The following is a 19,156-nucleotide window of genomic DNA, read 5'->3' on the forward strand; positions in this document are numbered from 1 at the left end:
GCGCGAGTAAGGTCGAAACTTCACTGGGGGAATCCGTTAATGAGCAAGAAAGTGGCGCTTGTGCTGGGCTCGGGAGGTGCGCGTGGCTATGCGCACATCGGTGTGATCGAGGAATTGCAGGAGCGCGGTTACGAAATCGGCTGCATCGCCGGCTGCTCGATGGGCGCGGTGGTCGGCGGCATCTTCGCCGCAGGCAAGCTGCGCGAATACCGAGAATGGACGGAAAGTCTGGATTATCTCGACGTTTTGCGGCTGCTCGACGTCAGCTTCCGCCTCGGCGCCATCCGTGGCGAGCGGGTGTTCGGGCGCATTCAGGAAATCGTTGGCGAGGTGGACATCGAAAACCTCGCCATTCCCTTCACCGCCGTCGCCACCGACTTGACCAACCAGCAGGAAATCTGGTTCCAGGAAGGCTGTCTGCACCAGGCGATGCGCGCCTCGGCGGCGATTCCCAGCCTGTTCACACCGGTCATCCAGGGCAAGCGCATGCTGGTCGACGGCGGCCTGCTCAATCCGCTGCCGATCGTGCCGGTGGTTTCCAGCCACTGCGACCTGATCATCGCGGTCAACCTCAATGCCACCAACCAGAATCACTATCAGTTGCCGGTAATCGAGCGCCCCGCAGCCCTCAAGGGGCGCATCGACCAGATGATGACGTCACTCGGCTCGCGTCTGCCCAGTTTTCGCCGCAAGAGCGAGGACGAAAGCCTGCTGCTCGCCGAGGAACAACGGCTCGCCGATGACATCGGCCCGGCCGCGGCGCCCAGCCGCAAAGAGGATGATGAACCCGCGCCGAAGTCTGCCAGCGGTTCACGGGTAGCCGAATTCAGCGGGCCGGCGTCGCTACTGGAGTTGGTCAACCAGAGCTTCGAAGTGATGCAGACCTCATTGGCGCAGTACAAGATCGCTGGCTACCCGCCGGACATCCTGATCAACGTGCCCAAACGCGTTTGCCGCTTCTTCGAGTTCTACAAGGCACCGGAGCTGATCATGCTGGGTCGGCAGATCGCTCGCGACACCCTCGACAAGTACGAAAGCGAGCGCGGCTGATCAGCCGCTGTGCAGCGCCTCGACCGGCTGCAGGCGCGCCGCCCGCCGCGCCGGGGCGATTCCGGAGAGCACCCCGACCAGCGCCGCCAGCAGCAGCGCCAGCAGCAGGACGCCCGGCTGCACGGCAAGCGGCAACCCCGGTAGCGCCAGTTGCAGCGCGCCGAGCAGCGCCCCCATCAGTAACAACCCGGCCAGCCCGCCGAGCAGCGACAGCAGCAGCGCCTCGCCGAGAAACAGCGCCAGCACCTGCCGCGAGGTGGCGCCGACCGCGCGCAACAGGCCGATTTCCGCCGCGCGCTCGGCCACTGCGGTGGTCATGATGGTGAGGATGCCCACCGCCCCCACCAGCAGCGAGATGCCGCCCAGCGCCGCCACCGCGACGCTGAACATGGCGAGGATGCGGTCCAGGCTGCGCAGCATGTCGTCCTGGGTGGTCAGGTTGAAATCCTCCTCGCCGTGACGCTCGATCAGCAGCTGGCGCACCCGCTCGCTCATCTGCGCCGCGCCGCTGCCGGCGTTGAACACCAGATTGATCTTGGCCAGGCCGTCGCGATTGAACAGGCTTTCGGCCCAGTCCACCGGCACGTAGGCGATGTCGTCGATATCGAAGCCAAGCAACTGGCCCTGGCGCGCCATCACCCCAATCACCCGAAAGCGCGTGCCGCCGACCCGCACCGTCTGCCCCAGCGGGTTGGCCGTACCGAACAGCTCCTGGCGCAGGGTGTGGCCGAGCACCACGTAGGGCGGCGAGCGGCCGCCGCGCGGCTCGGGGAGGAACTGGCCGAGGGCCAGCGGCAGACGCCAGGCCGTGGCCATCTGGTGGCCGCAGCCGAGCACCCCGGTGTAACGGGTCAGGCCGGCGAACTGGATGTCGCCGTTGCCTTGGATGATCGGCACCACCGCCTCGACGTGGGCCAGGCGGCGCAACGCATCGGCGTCAGCGATAGTCAGCGGGCGCACGTTGCTGAGCACGCCGCCAAGGCCACCGGTGCGGGTCATGCCCGGGCGGATGGTCAGGTTGCGCGTGCCGAACTGGGCGAAGTTGTCCTGCACGTAGCCGCGCAGGCCGTCGCCAATGGCGGTGAGCAGGGCCATGGCGGCGATGCCGATGGCCACCCCGAGCAGGGTCAGCAGGCTGCGCAGGGGCCGGCTGAGCAGCGCCGAGCCGCTCAGGCGCAGACCGTCGCGCAGGTGCATCAGCCGCCCCCCGCCGCGCTGTGCAACGCCTGCACCGGCGCCATGCTCGCGGCTCGGTTGGCCGGCAGCCAGGCGAACAGCGCGGCGCAGGCCAGCGCCAGGCCCAGGCTGACCAGCCGCGCCCACCTGGGCGCATGCAGCGGCAGCGCGGTGGCCAGGCGCGCGCCCCATAGCAGCAGCTCGGCCAGCAACAGGCCAGCCAGCGCGCCGGCCAGGGCCAGCAACAGCGCCTCGCCGAGAAACACCAGACGCACCTGTCCGGCGCTGGCGCCGAGGGCCTTGAGCAGGCCGATCTCGGCGGTGCGCTGGTTGACCGAAATCCAGGTCACGTTCATCACCAGGATGCCGGCCACCAGCAGGCTGATCGAGGCGATGCCGCCGAGCGCCTGGGTCAGGCGCGCGAGAATCTGCTCGAAGGCCCCGCGCAGGGCGTCTTGGCCGACCAGGGTGAAATCCTCCTTGCCCTGGTGACGTCGGCTCAGGCTGGCACGAATCTCCCGCTGCGCGCTGGCGAGGTAACTGGCGCCGCGCAGCTCGACGAAGATGCGCAGCAGGCCCTCGCGGTCGAACAGCGCCTGGGCGTTGGCCAGGGGTATCAATAGGCTGTCGGAGAAATCCATGCCCAGCGACTCGCCGCGCTCGGCCAGCACGCCGACCACCCGCAGCCGCCGGTCGCCGGCGCGCAGCCACTGGCCCAGCGCCGGCCCGTCGCCGAACAGCTCGCGGCGCAGCCGTGCGCCGATCACGCCAACCGCCTCGCCCTGGCCAGCGGCCAGTGCCGGCAGCGCCTGGCCCTGGGCCAGCTGCAGGCCGCGCATGGCGAAGAAGTGGTGGTCGGTGCCGACGATCAGCGTCTCGCGGTGACGATTGCCAGCGCGCACCTGGGCACGCCCCGACTGCTGCGGCGCCACCCGGCGCACCTGCGGCAGGCGAGCGATGGCCAGGGCATCGCCGAGAGTCAGCTCGCGCGGCGCCAGGCCGGTGACCGGCGGCATGCCGCCGGTGGTCTGGTTGCGCCCCGGCACCACGATCAGCAGATGGCGGCCGAGCTGGTCGAACTCGCCGATGACGAAGCGCCGGGCGCCCTCGCCCAGGCCGCTGAGCAACACCACGGCGAACACGCCGATGGCGATGGCCAGCAGCAACATGGCGCTGCGCGAACAGTGCCCGCGCAGCCCGCCTAGCCACAGGACACAGAGGTCGGCGGCGCGCATCAGGCCACCCGCAGTTGCGGTAGCCGCGCCTGGCCGTCGTGCAGCCACAGCTGGCGCCGCGCGCGCGCCGCATGCTGCAGGTCGTGGGTCACCACCACCAGGGTCTGGCCCTCGGCGTTGAGCGCTTCGAGCAGGGCGAACACCTCGCCGCCGGCCTGGCTGTCGAGGTTGCCGGTGGGCTCGTCGGCCAGCAGCAGTGCCGGGCGCATGACCATGGCGCGGGCGATGGCCACCCGCTGGCGCTGACCGCCGGACAGCTCGGCCGGGCGATGACCCAGGCGCTGGCCGAGGCCGAGGCGCTCGGCCAGCTCGCGGCTGCGGCGGCGGCGCTCGGCGGGGTCGATGCCGGCCAGGAGCATCGGCAGCTCGATGTTTTCCAGCACGTTCAGGCGCGGGATCAGGTGGTAGGCCTGGAACACGAAACCTATGTGGCGGCTGCGCAGCTCGGCGCGGCGGCGTTCGTCGAGCGCCGCGGTAGCCTCGCCGCCCAGCCAGTATTCGCCGTCATCCGGCACGTCGAGCAGGCCGAGGATATTGAGCAGGGTCGACTTGCCCGAGCCGGAGGGACCGACCACCGCCAGGTAGTCGCCGGCGGCGATCTGCAGGTCCAGCGCCGCCAGGCCGACAACCCGCTGCTCGCCACTGGCGAAACCGCGCGTCACCCCCTGCAGACGGATCATCACTGCGTTTCCGCGCCGCGCGAGATCACCGCGATACCGTCCTTGAGTCCCTCCTGGTCGAGGCTGGCGAGAATCCGCTCGCCCTCGTGCAGGCCGTCGAGCACCTCGGTCCAGCGCCAGTTGGCCAACCCGGTGTTCAGTTCCACCTCGCGCAACACGCCGGTGGCCGGGTCGTAGCGCAGCACCCGGCGCCCCTCCAGCAGGGTCTCGGTGGGGATACGCAGGCTGCCGGCGCTCTGCTCCAGGAGGATTTCCACGTCGGCGCTATAGCCGGCCAGCAGGATCACGTCCACCGGCAACTGGGCGAAGCGCACCTCGACATCGACGGTGCGTGCCTGTTTCTCCAGCTCACGCACGAAGGGCGCGATGCGGCTGACCTGGCCGTGGAAGTGACGGCCGCGAAAGGCGTCCAGGCTGATCCGCACCGGCATGCCGATACGCACCCGGCCGGCGTCCACCTCGTCGATCGGCGCATCGACGTAGAGGCAGCTGTCGTCGATCAGGTCCACCGCCGGCGGGGTCGGGATGCCCGGCGGCGAAGGGGTGACGAATTCGCCCAGCTCGCCGTTGATCTGCGCTACCACTCCGGCGAAGGGCGCGCGCAGCACGGCCTGGTCGAGCAGCGAGCGCTGCAGCGTCAAGTTGGCCTCGGCCTCGCGGATCTGCACCTGCTGCGCGGTGCAGGCCAGTTGCGCCAGGCGCGCCTTGGTCTCGGCCTGGTCGAGGCGCTCGAGCGAGGTCAGCTTGCGTTCACCCAGGTGTTGCAAGCGGCGGTGATCGCGCTGATACAACTCGGCCTTGCGGCACAGCTGCTCGCGCTCGCTACGGCGTACCTCAAGACGCGCACTGGCCTCCTCGACCCGCGCCAGGCGGTCGTCCTGGCGCAGGCGCATGAGCACCTGGCCGAGTTCGACCTGCTGACCCTCGTCGACCAGCAGCTCGCTGACCTGGCCGCCGACATTGAACGACAGTCGCGAGCGGCGACAGGATTTCAGGGTGCCTGCGCGGGTATTGGCGACCAGGGTTTCCACCGGGCCGCGCTCCACCGCGATCAGTTGCACGGGCATCGGTTGGGGTCGCTGCCACCACCACACAACCGCCAATAAACCGGCGAAAACAATGAGAGAAATCGACAGACTGCGCATAAGTGCCTCTTTCTTGACGCCCATGCTTCAGCCTAGGTCAGCCTCCCCCCGTCAACAACGCGGTACGCCCGCCATTGGTCTCTTGATAGAAATTCTTAGTTTCAACGGTTGATACGTCTCATGCCTGTTTGTCCGGCGGCAGCTGGTCGAGGGCTGCCTGGTTGTCCGGCGCCTTCTCCGTCACCCAATCGCTGAGCAGGCTGTAGGCCACCGCGAGCAGCGTCGGGCCAAGGAATAGACCCATGAAACCGAACGCCAGGATGCCGCCGAACACGCCGAGCAGCACCACCACCAGCGGCAGGTTGCCGCCACGACTTATCAGGTAGGGCTTGAGGATGTTGTCCACCCCGCTGATGATGAAGAAGCCCCAGATACCCAGGAAGATCGCCATGCCGATCTCCCCCTGCCACACCAGCCAGGCCACGGCGGGGCCCCAGATCAGCGGCGGGATCATGATGAAGCTGAAAGCGAAGGTCAGCAGGCCCAGCACCAGCGCCCCCGGCACCCCGGCGATGACGAAACCGATGTAGGCCAGCACGGCCTGCGCTGCGGCGGTGCCGATCACGCCGTTGACCACACGCTGCACGGTACCGGCAACCAGCTCCAGATAATGATCGGCACGCTCGCCGATCAGCCGCTCCAGCAGGCTATGCACGAACACCGCCAGGCGCGGGCCATCACGGTAGAAGAAGAACACCAGCACCAGGCTCAGGGCCAGTTCGACCATACCCGCACCGATCTTTGCGCTGCGCGCCACCAGCCAGTTACCGACCTGGCCCAGATAGGGCCGCAGCGTGTCGAAGAAGGCAGCGCCCTGCTGGTCGATGGTGCGCCATAGTTCCACCAGGCGATCACCGACCAGCGGAATGCTGGCCAGCCAGCTCGGCGGTGGCGGCAGGCCTTCGACCTGCAGGTCCTTGACCAGGACGTTGGCATCCTTGATGTGGTCGGCCAGGTTGAAGCCCAGCCAGACCAGCGGCACCGCGACCATGACCACCCAGACCCCAGTCAGGATGCCCGCCGCCAGGGACAGGCGCCCATTGAGCAATTGCGTCAGCAGGCGCATCAGCGGCCAACTGGCAAAGGCCAGCACGGCGGCCCAGAACAGCGCCGACCAGAATGGCGCCAGTACCCAGAGGCTGGCAGCCAGCAGGCCGAGCAGAAGAATCTGCACCAGCAGACGATCATTAGTGGCCATCAAGCGAAACTCCCTTCGACGAAACGACAAAGCGCCCTTACGGGCGCTCTGCGACAGGCGATTGCGAATGCTAGCTTAACGCAACAAACGCACACTCAGTGTTTCATCCGAGCTCTCACCCAACTCCAGGCGCGCTTCGCGCACGCGCTGGTCGATCAACGCCTCGCGCCAGGCCTCGGCGTGGCTGCCGGCGAGGCTGACGCGCAAGGTGCTGTCGAGGTTCAGGCTGCGCGCCAGCACTTCCACCCAGGCGCTGTCGGCCCTGGCTTCGTCGGGCAGTTTCAGTTGCCCATCGCTGCGCAACTGACGCAGCAAGGTCGCTGGCGTCGGCAGCAATACGCCCAGAGGGGCTTCGGCGTCCAGTTGCTCGGCATGCAGGTAAGCGCGGCGATTACCACGGGTGATGCTGTATAGCGCCAGCAGACTTTCGTGATTCGGCTCGGCCAGGCGCAACAGCGCATAGGCCTGCTGGTCGTCGGAGCCATACAGCGTGGCATTGCCGAATACCGAGTTGGCCCACAGGCTGCTCGCGCCACACTCACGGCCCTGGCACCAATAGAGCAGTTCGGCGCCCTGCTCCAGCAATGTCTCCCGCGCCGCAGTGAATACCTGATCGGCACTGTGGGTGCGCGGCAGTTCATAGGTCACCGCGCTGTGCTGGCCCTGCACCAGAATCTCCCGCTCATAACGCAACCGCCCGCTGATGCGGCGAATGGAGCCTTGCGGGTAGATACGCTCGACATCGGCCGCTTCCTTGAACGCGACGATGTGACTGGCAGGAAAACGTGGCAATACCTCGAGGTCGCGACTGCCAGGTAGATCAGCCGCCAGTGCGACACCGCTGCAGACCGTGGCAAGCACCGCAGAAAGAAACTGCACACACCCCTTCATGAGGTGGCAGTCCATTGAAGAAACACGACGGGTGAGCTTGCTAAACAGCGAGTGGCGACTTCTAACGGGTCGATCATGCGATCCTCCATGGCAGACCGCCACACCTTTCCCCAGGGCCGCAGGCAAGTCAAGGCAAGCGCAGGAATGGATTGAAACAATCCGCTACGAGCTGAGCGCCGGTTTCATCATCCAGATGCAGGTGATGCCCGCCGGGCAGACGGTGTACCTCGAACGGCAGTTCCTGCAGCAAGGTCCGTACGGCAGACTGCGCCCCCATCATGCCCTGCTCCGCCAACACCAGACTGACCGGGCATTGCAGCGCACGAACGAACGCCTGGGCATGCGCCCAGCTCAGGCGCAGCGGCGACGGCAAGGTCAGGCGACTGTCGGTGCGCCAGGTGTAGCCGCCCGGCACCGGCATCAGGCCACGCTGCGCCAGCAATTCGGCCGCCTCACGGCTGACCGCGCCGACGCCCTTCATACGCGCCTCGACAGCGCGCGCCATTTCGGCGTACACCGGTTTGCGCTTGTCATTCAGTACCTGCCTGGCGCGCAATGCTTCACCCAGCTTCTGCGGCGCCTGCTCGGCCTCACCGGTAAAAGGCACCAGGCCGTCGATCAGGGCCAGGCGCGCGATCCGCTCCGGCATCGCCCCCGCCAGCAACACCGCAGTGATCGCCCCCATGGAATGACCGAGGATGGAAAACCGCTCCCAGCCAAACTGCTCGGCGACCTGCAGCACGTCATAGGCATAATCCCAGAGCGCGTAACCGGCGCCAGCCGAGCGATGCTCGGAATGACCATGACCGGCAAAGTCCAAGGCGACGACACGCAACCCCTCGAGTTTCGGCGCCAGCCGCGCGAAGCTCGCCGCATTATCCAGCCAGCCGTGCAGCGCCAGAACCGGCAAGCCATCCTCGGGGCCATAGAGATGAGCCGCCAACTCGATATGCGGCAGGCTCAGACGAACCTCCTCGAAATCCATGCTCATGCATGTTGCTCCTGGCTACCGGTCCAGCGGGTGAACAGCTGACGCAGCAGGTCGGCGGTAGCCTGTGGGCGCTCCAAAGGGAACATATGACCGCCAGGCAGGTTGTGATATTCCGCGCGCGGCATGCGCCGCAGCAGGCGCGCATGATGCGGCAGCACCACCCGACTGTGGCGGCCGCGCACCATTGCCAGCGGTACCGCCAACTGCTGTGGTAGCCCTGGTGAGGTGTGTGGCACGCTGCGGTAGATGCTGATCTCGGTGGCCGGATCGAATTTCAGACGCAGCCCCTGCTCGCCCAGTTGCAGGCCGTGACTGACATAGGCGTCCAGGCACTCGGGATCGAAACGCCGAAACAGGCTCTTGCCGGCAAAGTAGTCTCGCGCCTCGACCAGATCGGCAAAGGCTTCACGCCGCCCTAGGGTGCGGCCGGCGGGCGTGATGCGGTCGATGAAACCAAAGCGTTTGGCGGCGCGAATCACCATTCGATCGGCCAGGGTCAACACTGGCGAGTCGAGCATCACCACGCCGCGGTACAGCTCAGGGCGAAGCAAGGCGGCGTGATAGTGCAGCACGCCGCCGAGCGAATGGCCGACGCCCCAGACCGGTTCATCGCCGCCCTCGAGGTGATGGATCAGCTCATCGACCAGATTCGACCAGTTGTCATTGACCGGAAAACGCGGGTCGTGGCCGTGCTGCTCCAGATGTTGCACCTGAAAATCCGGTGCCAGCGCGGCAAACAGCTTGCCGTAGGTGGCCGACGGAAAACCGTTGGCATGAGCGAAGAATATCGACTGCGGCATGCATCAGACTCAAGAAAGCAAATATGTCCGGATTCTCCGGCAGCCGCCGACGCGCGGCAATGACCGTAACGGCCATTGATGGCGGCGCAATGGTCACCGCTATAGCAACAGGCGCCCGACGATACTGGCCGCTACCAGCAAAAATACCAGGCCGCAGACGACGTCGATGGTCGGCGCCACCTGCATCAGCCGCTGACGCATCAGTGGGCGGCTCAGGATCAGCCCCAGCAGGCTGAACCAGAACAGGCTCAGGCCGAACAGCAGCGCCGCACAGGCTATCTTGCCGGGCAGCGACATATCGGCGGGTACCAGACTGCTGAGCAGTGCCAGAAAGAACACCAGCGCCTTGGGATTGCCCAGGTTGGTGAGCACGCCACGCAACCAGGGGCCGAACAGCGAAGGCGTCAGCTCGCCATCCAAGCGCCTCGGGCCAGCACTGCCGCGCCACCAGGCACGCACCGCGCCGATCCCCAGCCAGCCCAGATAGAGTGCGCCGCCGATCTGCACCAGATCGAACAACCATTCGGTACGACTGAGCAGCAGAGCCACGCCGCTGAGCACCAGGGTGCCGTGCAGAAGAATGCCGCAGGCCAGGCCCAACGCGCTAAGAAGGCCCGCACGCTGGCCCTGATGCAGCGCGGTACGCACCACCAGTGCCACATCGGGGCCGGGGCTGATAAGGGCCACCGCGAACACGGCAGCCAGCGACAGCAAGACGGACGTCTCCTGCATGGTGATCTCCAGGAAATGAAAAGGGTGAGACAGCCGGCTGAATCAGCCCTGACGCAAGCGCGCCGGTGGCAGACCGTAAGTGCGGCGAAACAGCCGCGAGAAATGCGCCTGATCGTAGAAGCCCAGCCGTAAGGCAATCTCGCTCAGAGGCTCACCTGCCAACAGCAGCGGCAACGCCCGCTGCAGACGCAGCTGCGTCAGCCACTGATGCGGCGGCAAGCCGGTGTGCTGGCGGAAACGCCGCAATGCCTGCCAGGGACTCATGGCACAGAAAGCAGCGATTTCCTCCAGCGTGGGCGGATCGTCCAGGCGGCTCTCCAGCCAATCGCGCAGACGCTGCCAGGTCTGCTGATCGAAGACGCGATGTGGCTCGCTGACACGCAAGGTCGAACCCATCTCCAGCAAGTGGGCCAGCGCCTGCCAGAGCGCCTCTTCCTGGGCCAGTCTCGAGCCGCCCAGCATCGCCGCATGAAAGCGTTGCAGGTGCTGCGACAGCAGAGGATGACGCAAGCTGCTGGTGGTCAAGCGTGGCGCACCCTGACGACCCTCACTCAGGGTCCGACTGGCCTCATCCAACCAGGAGGGATCGAACGCCATCACCCGGATGCGGTAGCTCTGACCATCCAGGCAGGCACCGTCATGAATCCCTTCCGGCGCCATCAGCAGCACGTCCCCCGCCCCGACATGTCGGCGCTCACCGCCATAGGCGTAGCGATGCTGTCCCTGTATCAGCAGGCCTACGTGATATTCCAGGTGAAAGTGCCGGGGAAAGGCGAAGCGACGGTACTCGGCATCGATCAGGCGAACGCCGGGCAAGCTGCTTTGAATATGAGTGATCTGGTCCATGGCGCGTACTGTAGCGCCACGGACCGGGCAAATCTTGGATGAAATTGCAGGCAGAAACTTAAAGTTTCGGGGGCTGATCACCCAGGGCAACAATGGCCATGGTCAGCCGCGAGATGCAGCTGACCTTGCCGTCATCACCGCTGAGGCGAATGTCCCAGACATGAGTGGTACGACCCAGATGCACCGGCCGCGCCACTGCATGCACACGCCCGCTGCGCAAACCGCGCAGATGGTTGGCATTGACCTCCAGACCGACGCAGTAGAAACGGCTGCTGTCGATGCACAGGTAGCTGGCGGTGGAGCCGAGGGTTTCCGCCAGCACCACCGAGGCGCCACCGTGCAGTAAGCCGTAGGGCTGATGGGTACGCGAGTCGATCACCATGCTGGCGCTGAGCGACTCGTCGTCGAAGGCTTCGAAACGAATGTCCAGTACCTCGCCAATGCTGTTTTTCAGGGTCGTGTTGAGTGCATCGAGATCAGGCGTTCGTTGCCACAATCCCATGGGAGCGTTCCTTGTGCGTTGAAGACAGGGCCGGTCAGCCCGGCCCATTCAGGCTCAATCGTGCCAGAGCACGGCTTCGCTGCGCTGCTGCCACTCGGCGAAGCGCTCGCCGTAGGTGCCCTCGATCACCGCGCGTTTGATTTTCAGGGTCGGCGTCAGGAAACCGTTCTCCACTGCCCAGACCTCCTTGACCAACACCAGGCCTTGCAACCGCTCATGATGATCAAGACGGCCATTGACCTCGGCGAGCAAGGCCTTGAGGCTGTTTTCCAGTTCATCGCGGCTGTCGTTGGCCGCCTCCTGGCGCCCCACATCGGACAGCACGCAAAGGGCTATGGGTTGCGGCAGGCCGTCACCGACCACGCAGACCTGCTCGATACGCGAGTGCTCACCGATGCGGTTTTCGATTGGCGCCGGCGCCACGTACTTGCCTTTGCTGGTCTTGAAGATTTCCTTGATGCGGCCGGTGAGACGCAGGTTGCCTTCGGCGTCCTGCTCGCCCTTGTCGCCGGTACGCAGGAAACCATCGTCAGTCAGCGTCTCGGCGGTCTTGATCGGGTCCTTGTAGTAACCCTGCATGGTCGCGCCACTGCGTACCAGGACTTCGCCATCCTCGCCGATGCGTACCTCGACGCCCGGGTTGTTCTGGCCGATCCAGCCCTGCTTGAACTTGCCCGGCAGACAGACGTGGGAATAACCACAGTTCTCGGTCATGCCATAGACCTCCTGGATCTCCATACCCAGGCGGCGATACCAGTTGAGCAGTGTTTCAGGCACCGGCGCGGCGCCGGACAGCGCATAGCGAATGGCGTCCAGACCGAGGCCTGCGAGTACCTTGCGACCGATGAAGCGGCCGATGATCGGCAGCCGCAGCAGGCGGTCGAGCTTTTGTGCCGGCATCTTGCTGTATACGCCCATCTGGAACTTGGTCCAGATGCGCGGCACACCGAACATCACCGTAGGCCGCGCGCGCTTGAGGTCCTCGAGGAAGGTATCCAGGCTTTCGGCAAAGAAGATCGTCTGCCCGGCATAGAGCGAAGCCAGTTCGACGAACATGCGCTCGGCTACGTGGCACAGCGGCAGGTAGGAGATCAGTCGATCATCCTCACCCACGCCGAACAGCTTGATGGCGTTGCTGGCGGCGAAACCGAAATTGGAGAAGTTGTGCATCACGCCCTTGGGCGTGCCGGTGGTGCCGGAGGTGTAGATGATGGTGGCCAGTTGGTTGGCTGCGGGCTTGGGGTCGTCCTGAATCGGCGCGCTGCGCTGCAGGTCATCCCAGCTGTAATCGAAGCTGCCCTGCGGATGCAGCGGCAGGCTCACGGTCGGCAGCCCCTGCGGCAGGCCCGGGGCCATCGAAGCCCAGTCATCGAGCTTGCCGACGAAGGCCAGGGCTGCTTCGGAATGCTCCAGCACCTGGTGCATGGAGTCGGCGGTGAGGTTGGGATACAGCGGTACCGATACGTGGCCCGCCATCCAGATCGCCAGATCGGCAACGATCCAGTGCGCGCAGTTCTTGGAGATGATGGCGATGCGGCTGCCCTGTGGCAGCTCGCGGCTACGCAACCAACTGGCTGCACGACGAGCCTGTTCGCCCACATCGGCCCAGCTCAGCTCCAGCAGCTGGCCGCCCCCCAAAGGTTGCACCATGTAGCGTTTGTTCGGGTGCCTTGCTTCACGTTCGTAAAACAGCTCGAGCGGCAAACGGATTGCATCAGCCACAGGGCTTCCTCCTTTGTTGTTTTTGTAGGAATCAACCAAGCACTTGCTTGGTTGAATATTCCATGCAGACAAAAGAGGCGCAAGTTAAGAAATGTTTCTCGCCTGGACACATGTGCATATGCCGGCGCTACATCGGGCGGGACGCCATTGACGCCGCCAGAGCGCCACGGCGTGATAAATCAGCGAGGGTGGATCAGCGCCAGCAGCTCCATCAGCCCCGCGGCCGGGATATCGCCTTCCAGCTCAGCCAGACTGGCGGTACGCATGGGCAGCGGTTCCTGCCGATGACCGTGCACCAGCAGACCACCCAGCGCGCCGATCAGCGGTTGATGGCTGACCAGCAGCACCTCTGCATGCTCACGCTCATCGAGATACTTCAGGGCATCACGCGGATCACTGTCCGGCGTCAGCCAGGCCACGGTGTTTATCTTGCCGGTGAACCCCAGCTCGCTGCGTACCAGCTCGGCCGTCTGTTGGGCACGCACGTAGGGGCTGGCGACGATGGCGGTCAGGGGCCGACCGGCGAGCTGAGCGGCGGCCTGCTGCACTTCCTTGCGACCATGGGCGGTCAGCTCGCGGGCAGCATCACTGGCAGCCTGCGGCTCGGCCTCACCATGGCGCAGCAGCCATAGCCTCACAGTTTGGGCTCCTCGTCGCGCACAGGGTGCGGCGCCGGCGGGATGCTGTGCGCGGTTTCGCCTTCAGGCGCACGGGGCGTCGGCCAATCGGCGAAAGGCCAGGGTTTTTCATCGGTATTGAAGGTGCCGAAACGACCAATCTGCGCCAGGTACTGGCTGAGGCTGTCGCCAAAGCCCAGCAGGCTGGCGTTCGGCGCGCCGTAGAACAGGCGGTAACCCAGTTGCAGCAGCACCACGGCGCCGAGCAGCAGCTCGGCCAGTTGCCAGACGATGACGAAAATCACCATCCACAGAATGCGCAGCAGAATCGACTCGCGCTCCAACTCCTGCTTTTCATCGCTCATGACTCACTCTCCTTGATTGGCTGCCGGGTTCAGAAACCCGCAGTGGGGATGAAATCGACATCGGTCTTGGGCTCGCCAAGCATCAGCAACTCGATGACCTGGGCCAGCGTACGCCCCTCGAAGAGGATGGCATGCAGGCCAGCGACCAGCGGCATGTACACGTCCAGTTCTTCGGCACGGGCCTTGAGCACCTTGAGCGTATTGACCCCTTCGGCGACTTCGCCAAGGCGCTGCACCGCGTCTTCCAGGCTGAGGCCTTCGCCCAGGGCGAAGCCGACCTGATAGTTGCGGCTCTTTGGTGACGAACAGGTGACGATCAGGTCGCCGACACCTGCGAGACCGAGGAAGGTCATCGGGTTGGCGCCGAGCTTGACCGCAAAACGGGTCATTTCCGCCAGAGCACGGGTGATCAGCATGCTTTTGGTGTTCTCGCCCATGCCCAGCGCCGCCGCCATACCGGACATGATGGCGTAGACATTCTTCAACGCGCCGCCGAGCTCGACGCCGAAACGGTCGGCACTGGCGTAGACGCGGAAGGTCCTGCCGTGCAGAGCCTGCTGCACGCGCAGGCACAGTTCTTCATCTTCACTGGCGATCACCGTGGCGGTCAGCGCGTGATCCGCCACTTCCTTGGCCAGATTCGGCCCGGACAGCACGCCGATACGCGCATCGGGGGCGATCTCTTCGAGAATCTGGCTCATCAGCTTGAAGGTCTTGGCTTCGATGCCCTTGGTGGTGCTGATCAGCATCTTGCCCGCCAACTGCGCCGCCACCGGTTGCAGGGCATCGCGCAGGGCGCTGGAAGGCAACGCGACCAGCACCAGCTCGGCCTGCTGCAGCACGCCGCTCAGGTCGCTGGTCGGCTCGATACCGCCATGCAGCTTGACGCCCTTCAGATAGCGCGGGTTCTCGCCGCTCTGACGCATCTGCTCGGCCTGCTCGGGGTCACGCATCCACTGCAGGACGCGCTGGCCGTTCTCCGCCAGCAGATTGGCCAGGGCGGTACCAAAGCTGCCGCCGCCGAGTACGGCAATGGGTTGGAGCTGTGTCATAGGTCTTCCGAATGAGGCCATGCGTGATGGCGGTCTGTAGGCATTATACGGAGCCGAGAGTACCCGGCCAGGGCAAAAGTTCAGTGCAGACCACCGGCAGAGAGGGGCAAACGAGAATTACCGCAGAGTGCAGACGCCTGACGCTGGCAAAGCGCGTCGGGTCAGTTAACATGCCGGATTGACCATAATTGCCAAGGACGATTCGTGCCCACAGGCTGCCCCTTGCCCCCGCCCTGCGCCTATCGTCAGGCAGCAGCGCCGCTTTCCAGGGACGATAGAGCCATGAACAAGCGTCGCGGCTGGAACATTCACACCCGCACCCAGTTGATCAGTGTCGGCCCTGCCCTGCTGCTGACCCTGCTGCTGACCGGTTTTCTCACCTTCACCCGCCTGCAGGACCTGCGCCTGGAGCAGGGTCATATCGGCCAGTTGATTGCCAATCAACTGGCGCCAGCCACCGAATATGGTGTGCTCAACGACAACCTCAGTACCCTGGAAAGCCTGCTGCGCGCCACCCTCAGCACCCCCGACGTGCGTTTCGCCGAAGTACGCGACCGCGACGACAACATTCTGGTGTATGTCGAACGCCCCAAGGAACAAGGTCACAGCACGCCGCAGGTCGAGGTGTTCCAGGCACCGATTCGCCTACAGGGCCAGCCTGCCCACACGCAAGTGCTGCCACCTCTGGGCAAGGCACTCGGCGACGGCTACCTGGGCCGGGTGGTGGTGGGCATGTCCAACGACACCTTCAATACGCGCCAGCAAGAGATACTGTTCAAGGCCGGTATTCTGTCGCTGTTGGCGCTACTGCTGACCTTTCTCCTCGCCAGACGCCTGGCCAGGCGTCTGGCGCAGCCGATGAGCGCCATGGGCCAAGCCCTGGAACGCATTCAGAGCGGCGACTATCGCCCCTCGCTGATCGAGCGCGGCAATGACGAACTGACCGACCTCGCCCGGCATATCAATAACCTCGCCTGCGCCCTCGAGCAGAGCGGTCGCGAGCAGCAACAGGCGATTGCCGAATTGATCCAGGCGCGCGAGGAATCCGAGCAGGCCAACCGGGCCAAGTCTGACTTCCTGGCCATGATGAGCCACGAACTGCGCACGCCCATGAATGGCGTGCTGGGCATGCTGCAACTGCTTGAAACCACCAGCCTGAACGACGAGCAGAATGAATACGCCGCATTGGCCACAGAGTCTACCGAGCACCTGCTCAAGGTGATCAACGACATCCTCGATTTCTCGCGGATAGAACGTGGCGCCCTGGAGCTCGAAGCCATCCCCTTCAGCCTGCTGGAGCTGTTGCAAGGCTCGGTGCAGGTATTCCAGCACAGCGCTCAGCAACGTGGTCTGCAACTGCTACTGGAAACCCAGCCAGGCCTGGATCAGATGGAGATGCGCGGCGACCCCACGCGCATCCGGCAGATTCTGGTCAATCTGATCGGCAACGCACTGAAGTTCACCGAAGAAGGCCAGATTCGCGTGGAAACCCGCTGGCAGAAGCTGGATGACCAGGTGCTGTGGTTCACCTGCGCCGTACGCGACAGTGGCATCGGCATCGACGACGAGCGCCTAGAGCATATGTTCGATGCCTTCCAGCAGGCGGACACCTCGATTTCCCGCCGCTACGGTGGCACCGGCCTCGGTCTGCCGATCGCGCGCACCCTGGCCGAACGCATGGGCGGCACCCTGCGCGCAGAAAGCCAGCTGGGCGCGGGTTCGGTGTTCACCCTGGAAATACCGCTGCCCTTTCTGGCCCGCAACGAAACCGCACAACGCAGTGACAACCAGAACCTGGGCAGCGGCGACGGTCAGGCGGTATTGCTGGTGGAGGACAATCCGGTCAACCAGACGGTCATCGAGGCCATGTTGCGCAGCCTTGGCTATCAGGTCAGTCTGGTCGGCGATGGTCAGCAGGCCGTACAGAACTGCTGCCGACACGATTACGCCGCTATCCTGATGGACTGCAGGCTGCCCCTGATGGACGGCTACGAGGCAACGCGGCAGATCCGTCAGTTCCAGCAATACCAACAGGTGCCGATCATCGCCCTGACCGCCAACGCCCTGCAGGGTGACCGCGAAGCCTGTCTGGAGGCGGGAATGAACGATTACCTGGCAAAACCGTTCAAACGAGCGGATTTGCAACGCATTCTGCTGCGCTGGCTGCCAGCCCGACCATAGGCGAGTGGCGCCCGTGACAAGCTGCCGTTACAAGGGGAAACTGCTGTGCCTGTGACATTCCAATGCCAGCAGAGTACAACTGTACTCAGTGCGCTGTGACTTTCACCACAACGCAACAGTCTATGACTAGGCTGCCGGCAGACGCCTATCAAGACGTCGTCGGCCAGGACGATTCGCCCAGCCTTAGAAGCGTGGGGACAATTGAGGAGCTCGCATGACAAGACAAAACGCCTACACCCGGGAAGACCTGCTCGCCTGCAGCCGCGGCGAACTGTTCGGCCCGGGGAACGCGCAACTGCCCGCCCCAAACATGCTGATGATCGATCGCATCGCTCACATCAGCGAAACCGGCGGCAAGTACGGCAAGGGCGAAATCGTCGCTGAGCTCGATATCAATCCGGACCTGTGGTTCTTCGGCTGCCACTTCGAGGGCGACCCGGTAATGCCGGGCTGCCTCGGTCTCGACGCCATGTGGCAGCTGGTCGGCTTCTACCTCGGCTGGCAAGGCAACCCGGGGCGCGGCCGTGCCCTGGGTAGCGGCGAAGTGAAATTCTTCGGTCAGGTACTGCCGACCGCCAAGAAGGTCACCTACAACATTCACATCAAGCGCACCATCAGCCGCTCGCTGATCCTCGGCATCGCCGATGGCACCGTAGCCGTCGACGGTCGCGAAATTTATAGCGCCGAAGGCCTGCGCGTCGGCCTGTTCACCTCCACCGACAGTTTCTGAAGGACTTGCACATGCGTCGTGTAGTGATCACCGGTCTGGGCATCGTTTCCTGCCTGGGCAATGACAAAGAAGCCGTTGCCGGCAGCCTTCGCGCAGGCAAATCAGGCATCCGTTTCAACCCCTCCTACGCCGAAATGGGCCTGCGTAGTCATGTCTCCGGTTCGGTCAACCTGAACCTGGAAGAGCTGATCGACCGCAAACTGTTCCGCTTCATGGGCGACGCTGCGGCCTACGCCTATCTGTCGATGGAACAGGCGATCAAGGATTCCGGCCTCAGCGAAGAGCAGATTTCCAATCCGCGCACCGGCCTGATCGCCGGTTCCGGTGGCGCTTCCACCGTCAACCAGATGGAAGCCATCGATACCCTGCGCGAAAAAGGCGTCAAGCGCATCGGCCCATACCGCGTGACCCGCACCATGGGCAGCACCGTATCGGCGTGCCTGGCGACTCCGTTCAAGATCAAGGGCGTCAACTTCTCCATCTCCTCGGCCTGCGCCACCAGCGCGCATTGCATCGGCCAGGCCATGGAGCAGATCCAGCTGGGCAAACAGGACGTGGTCTTCGCCGGTGGCGGCGAAGAAGAGCACTGGAGCCAGAGCTGCCTGTTCGACGCCATGGGCGCCCTCTCCACCCAGTACAACGAAACCCCGGAAAAGGCTTCGCGCGCCTACGACGCCAAGCGTGACGGTTTCGTCATCGCCGGCGGTGGTGGCATGGTCGTGGTCGAGGAGCTGGAACACGCTCTGGCCCGTGGCGCCAAGATCTACGCGGAAATCGTCGGCTACGGCGCGACCTCCGATGGTTACGACATGGTCGCCCCGAGCGGTGAAGGTGCGATCCGCTGCATGCAGCAGGCGCTGGCCACCGTTGACACCCCGATCGACTACCTCAACACCCACGGCACCTCGACGCCGGTTGGCGACGTTGCGGAGATCAAAGGTGTGCGCGCCGTGTTCGGCGACAAGGCCCCGGCCATCAGCTCGACCAAGAGCCTGTCCGGCCATAGCCTCGGCGCTGCCGGCGTGCAGGAAGCGATCTACTGCATGCTGATGATGGAAGGCAACTTCATCGCCGCTTCGGCGAACATCGACGAGCTCGACCCGGAAGTGGCCGATATGCCGATACAGCTCACCACCGTCGAGAACGCCAAGCTCGATACCGTGATGAGCAACAGCTTCGGTTTTGGTGGCACCAATGCCACCCTGGTGCTCAAGCGCTGGGCCGGCAAGTAACAGCTGCCGCG

At 64.7% G+C, this 19,156-nt stretch carries 19 protein-coding genes; 4 read left to right on the top strand and 15 right to left on the bottom strand.

The genetic code is table 11. The features are described from left to right. Positions 1–39 precede the first annotated feature (39 nt). The gene (locus tag GV002_RS10215; protein ID WP_160018176.1) at positions 40–1,050 is read left to right on the top strand and encodes a patatin-like phospholipase family protein; all 1,011 of its coding nucleotides are present in this window, start codon (positions 40–42) and stop codon (positions 1,048–1,050) included. Here GV002_RS10215 and GV002_RS10220 read toward each other — a convergent pair whose 3' ends face one another. The 15 genes from GV002_RS10220 to GV002_RS10290 all read right to left on the bottom strand — a co-directional run bounded on the left by GV002_RS10220 (position 1,051) and on the right by GV002_RS10290 (position 15,002). Further along, complete coding sequence (locus tag GV002_RS10220; RefSeq protein WP_160018177.1) at positions 1,051–2,247, bottom strand: ABC transporter permease; 1,197 nt, start codon at positions 2,245–2,247, stop codon at positions 1,051–1,053. Further along, positions 2,247–3,461, bottom strand: a complete 1,215-nt coding sequence (locus GV002_RS10225) for an ABC transporter permease (protein ID WP_160018178.1) — start codon at positions 3,459–3,461, stop codon at positions 2,247–2,249. The genes GV002_RS10220 and GV002_RS10225 overlap by 1 nt, the downstream gene beginning before the upstream one ends. Further along, positions 3,461–4,141 carry an ABC transporter ATP-binding protein gene (locus GV002_RS10230; RefSeq protein ID WP_160018179.1) on the bottom strand — a complete coding sequence of 227 codons (681 nt, stop codon included), beginning with the start codon at positions 4,139–4,141 and terminating at the stop codon, positions 3,461–3,463. The genes GV002_RS10225 and GV002_RS10230 overlap by 1 nt, the downstream gene beginning before the upstream one ends. Beyond that, positions 4,141–5,286, bottom strand: coding sequence for an efflux RND transporter periplasmic adaptor subunit (locus GV002_RS10235; protein WP_160018180.1), 1,146 nt, complete (start codon positions 5,284–5,286; stop codon positions 4,141–4,143). Before GV002_RS10235 ends, GV002_RS10230 begins: the two co-directional genes overlap by 1 nt. A 118-nt stretch (positions 5,287–5,404) precedes the next feature. Continuing rightward, a complete protein-coding gene (locus tag GV002_RS10240) occupies positions 5,405–6,484 on the bottom strand; it encodes an AI-2E family transporter (protein ID WP_160018181.1) in 1,080 nt (359 codons plus the stop codon). 75 nt (positions 6,485–6,559) lie between these two features. Beyond that, positions 6,560–7,375, bottom strand: a complete 816-nt coding sequence (locus GV002_RS10245) for a DUF4892 domain-containing protein (RefSeq protein WP_160018182.1) — start codon at positions 7,373–7,375, stop codon at positions 6,560–6,562. 127 nt (positions 7,376–7,502) lie between these two features. Beyond that, positions 7,503–8,366, bottom strand: coding sequence for an alpha/beta hydrolase (locus tag GV002_RS10250; RefSeq protein WP_160018183.1), 864 nt, complete (start codon positions 8,364–8,366; stop codon positions 7,503–7,505). Further along, a complete protein-coding gene (locus tag GV002_RS10255; RefSeq protein ID WP_160018184.1) occupies positions 8,363–9,166 on the bottom strand; it encodes an alpha/beta fold hydrolase in 804 nt (267 codons plus the stop codon). The genes GV002_RS10250 and GV002_RS10255 overlap by 4 nt, the downstream gene beginning before the upstream one ends. A 99-nt stretch (positions 9,167–9,265) precedes the next feature. Next, positions 9,266–9,898, bottom strand: a complete 633-nt coding sequence (locus GV002_RS10260; RefSeq protein ID WP_160018185.1) for a LysE family translocator — start codon at positions 9,896–9,898, stop codon at positions 9,266–9,268. Positions 9,899–9,940: 42 nt separating this feature from the next. Further along, entirely contained in the window at positions 9,941–10,744 is an 804-nt protein-coding gene (locus GV002_RS10265; RefSeq protein ID WP_160018186.1) for an AraC family transcriptional regulator, read from the bottom strand. Between the two features lie 58 nt (positions 10,745–10,802). Then, entirely contained in the window at positions 10,803–11,246 is a 444-nt protein-coding gene (locus GV002_RS10270; protein ID WP_160018187.1) for a hotdog fold thioesterase, read from the bottom strand. Between the two features lie 54 nt (positions 11,247–11,300). Then, complete coding sequence (locus GV002_RS10275; RefSeq protein WP_160018188.1) at positions 11,301–12,968, bottom strand: AMP-binding protein; 1,668 nt, start codon at positions 12,966–12,968, stop codon at positions 11,301–11,303. Between the two features lie 179 nt (positions 12,969–13,147). Continuing rightward, entirely contained in the window at positions 13,148–13,606 is a 459-nt protein-coding gene (gene sixA / locus GV002_RS10280) for a phosphohistidine phosphatase SixA (RefSeq protein WP_160018189.1), read from the bottom strand. Continuing rightward, positions 13,603–13,950, bottom strand: a complete 348-nt coding sequence (locus GV002_RS10285) for a DUF4389 domain-containing protein (RefSeq protein ID WP_147809721.1) — start codon at positions 13,948–13,950, stop codon at positions 13,603–13,605. The genes sixA and GV002_RS10285 overlap by 4 nt, the downstream gene beginning before the upstream one ends. 29 nt (positions 13,951–13,979) lie before the next feature. Further along, positions 13,980–15,002 carry an NAD(P)H-dependent glycerol-3-phosphate dehydrogenase gene (locus GV002_RS10290; protein ID WP_160018190.1) on the bottom strand — a complete coding sequence of 341 codons (1,023 nt, stop codon included), beginning with the start codon at positions 15,000–15,002 and terminating at the stop codon, positions 13,980–13,982. A gap of 282 nt (positions 15,003–15,284) precedes the next feature. On the opposite strand from GV002_RS10290, the gene GV002_RS10295 reads away from it, so the two are divergent. From GV002_RS10295 to fabB, 3 genes are all read left to right on the top strand, one after another. After that, positions 15,285–17,183: an ATP-binding protein gene (locus tag GV002_RS10295; protein WP_178094642.1), complete on the top strand. Its 1,899-nt coding sequence runs from the start codon at positions 15,285–15,287 to the stop codon at positions 17,181–17,183. Between the two features lie 214 nt (positions 17,184–17,397). Continuing rightward, positions 17,398–17,913, top strand: coding sequence for a 3-hydroxyacyl-[acyl-carrier-protein] dehydratase FabA (gene fabA / locus GV002_RS10300; protein ID WP_003240795.1), 516 nt, complete (start codon positions 17,398–17,400; stop codon positions 17,911–17,913). Between the two features lie 11 nt (positions 17,914–17,924). Further along, positions 17,925–19,145, top strand: a complete 1,221-nt coding sequence (gene fabB, locus GV002_RS10305; RefSeq protein WP_160018192.1) for a beta-ketoacyl-ACP synthase I — start codon at positions 17,925–17,927, stop codon at positions 19,143–19,145. The last annotated feature ends 11 nt before the right edge of the window (positions 19,146–19,156 follow it).

Source organism: Pseudomonas sp. 8O (assembly GCF_902506495.1).
GTDB classification, from domain to species: domain Bacteria; phylum Pseudomonadota; class Gammaproteobacteria; order Pseudomonadales; family Pseudomonadaceae; genus Aquipseudomonas; species Aquipseudomonas chaetocerotis.

Excerpts from the sequence above, each read along its gene's own strand:
- GV002_RS10265 (WP_160018186.1), bottom strand. The coding sequence starts at position 10,744 with ATGGACCAGATCACTCATATTCAAAGCAGCTTGCCCGGCGTTCGCCTG.
- GV002_RS10215 (WP_160018176.1), top strand. The coding sequence starts at position 40 with ATGAGCAAGAAAGTGGCGCTTGTGCTGGGCTCGGGAGGTGCGCGTGGC.
- GV002_RS10270 (WP_160018187.1), bottom strand. The coding sequence starts at position 11,246 with ATGGGATTGTGGCAACGAACGCCTGATCTCGATGCACTCAACACGACC.
- GV002_RS10250 (WP_160018183.1), bottom strand. The coding sequence starts at position 8,366 with ATGAGCATGGATTTCGAGGAGGTTCGTCTGAGCCTGCCGCATATCGAG.
- GV002_RS10235 (WP_160018180.1), bottom strand. The coding sequence starts at position 5,286 with ATGCGCAGTCTGTCGATTTCTCTCATTGTTTTCGCCGGTTTATTGGCG.
- GV002_RS10290 (WP_160018190.1), bottom strand. The coding sequence starts at position 15,002 with ATGACACAGCTCCAACCCATTGCCGTACTCGGCGGCGGCAGCTTTGGT.
- GV002_RS10260 (WP_160018185.1), bottom strand. The coding sequence starts at position 9,898 with ATGCAGGAGACGTCCGTCTTGCTGTCGCTGGCTGCCGTGTTCGCGGTG.
- GV002_RS10225 (WP_160018178.1), bottom strand. The coding sequence starts at position 3,461 with ATGCGCGCCGCCGACCTCTGTGTCCTGTGGCTAGGCGGGCTGCGCGGG.
- GV002_RS10245 (WP_160018182.1), bottom strand. The coding sequence starts at position 7,375 with ATGAAGGGGTGTGTGCAGTTTCTTTCTGCGGTGCTTGCCACGGTCTGC.
- GV002_RS10285 (WP_147809721.1), bottom strand. The coding sequence starts at position 13,950 with ATGAGCGATGAAAAGCAGGAGTTGGAGCGCGAGTCGATTCTGCTGCGC.
- fabB (WP_160018192.1), top strand. The coding sequence starts at position 17,925 with ATGCGTCGTGTAGTGATCACCGGTCTGGGCATCGTTTCCTGCCTGGGC.
- GV002_RS10220 (WP_160018177.1), bottom strand. The coding sequence starts at position 2,247 with ATGCACCTGCGCGACGGTCTGCGCCTGAGCGGCTCGGCGCTGCTCAGC.
- GV002_RS10240 (WP_160018181.1), bottom strand. The coding sequence starts at position 6,484 with ATGGCCACTAATGATCGTCTGCTGGTGCAGATTCTTCTGCTCGGCCTG.
- GV002_RS10230 (WP_160018179.1), bottom strand. The coding sequence starts at position 4,141 with ATGATCCGTCTGCAGGGGGTGACGCGCGGTTTCGCCAGTGGCGAGCAG.
- GV002_RS10295 (WP_178094642.1), top strand. The coding sequence starts at position 15,285 with ATGAACAAGCGTCGCGGCTGGAACATTCACACCCGCACCCAGTTGATC.
- GV002_RS10255 (WP_160018184.1), bottom strand. The coding sequence starts at position 9,166 with ATGCCGCAGTCGATATTCTTCGCTCATGCCAACGGTTTTCCGTCGGCC.
- fabA (WP_003240795.1), top strand. The coding sequence starts at position 17,398 with ATGACAAGACAAAACGCCTACACCCGGGAAGACCTGCTCGCCTGCAGC.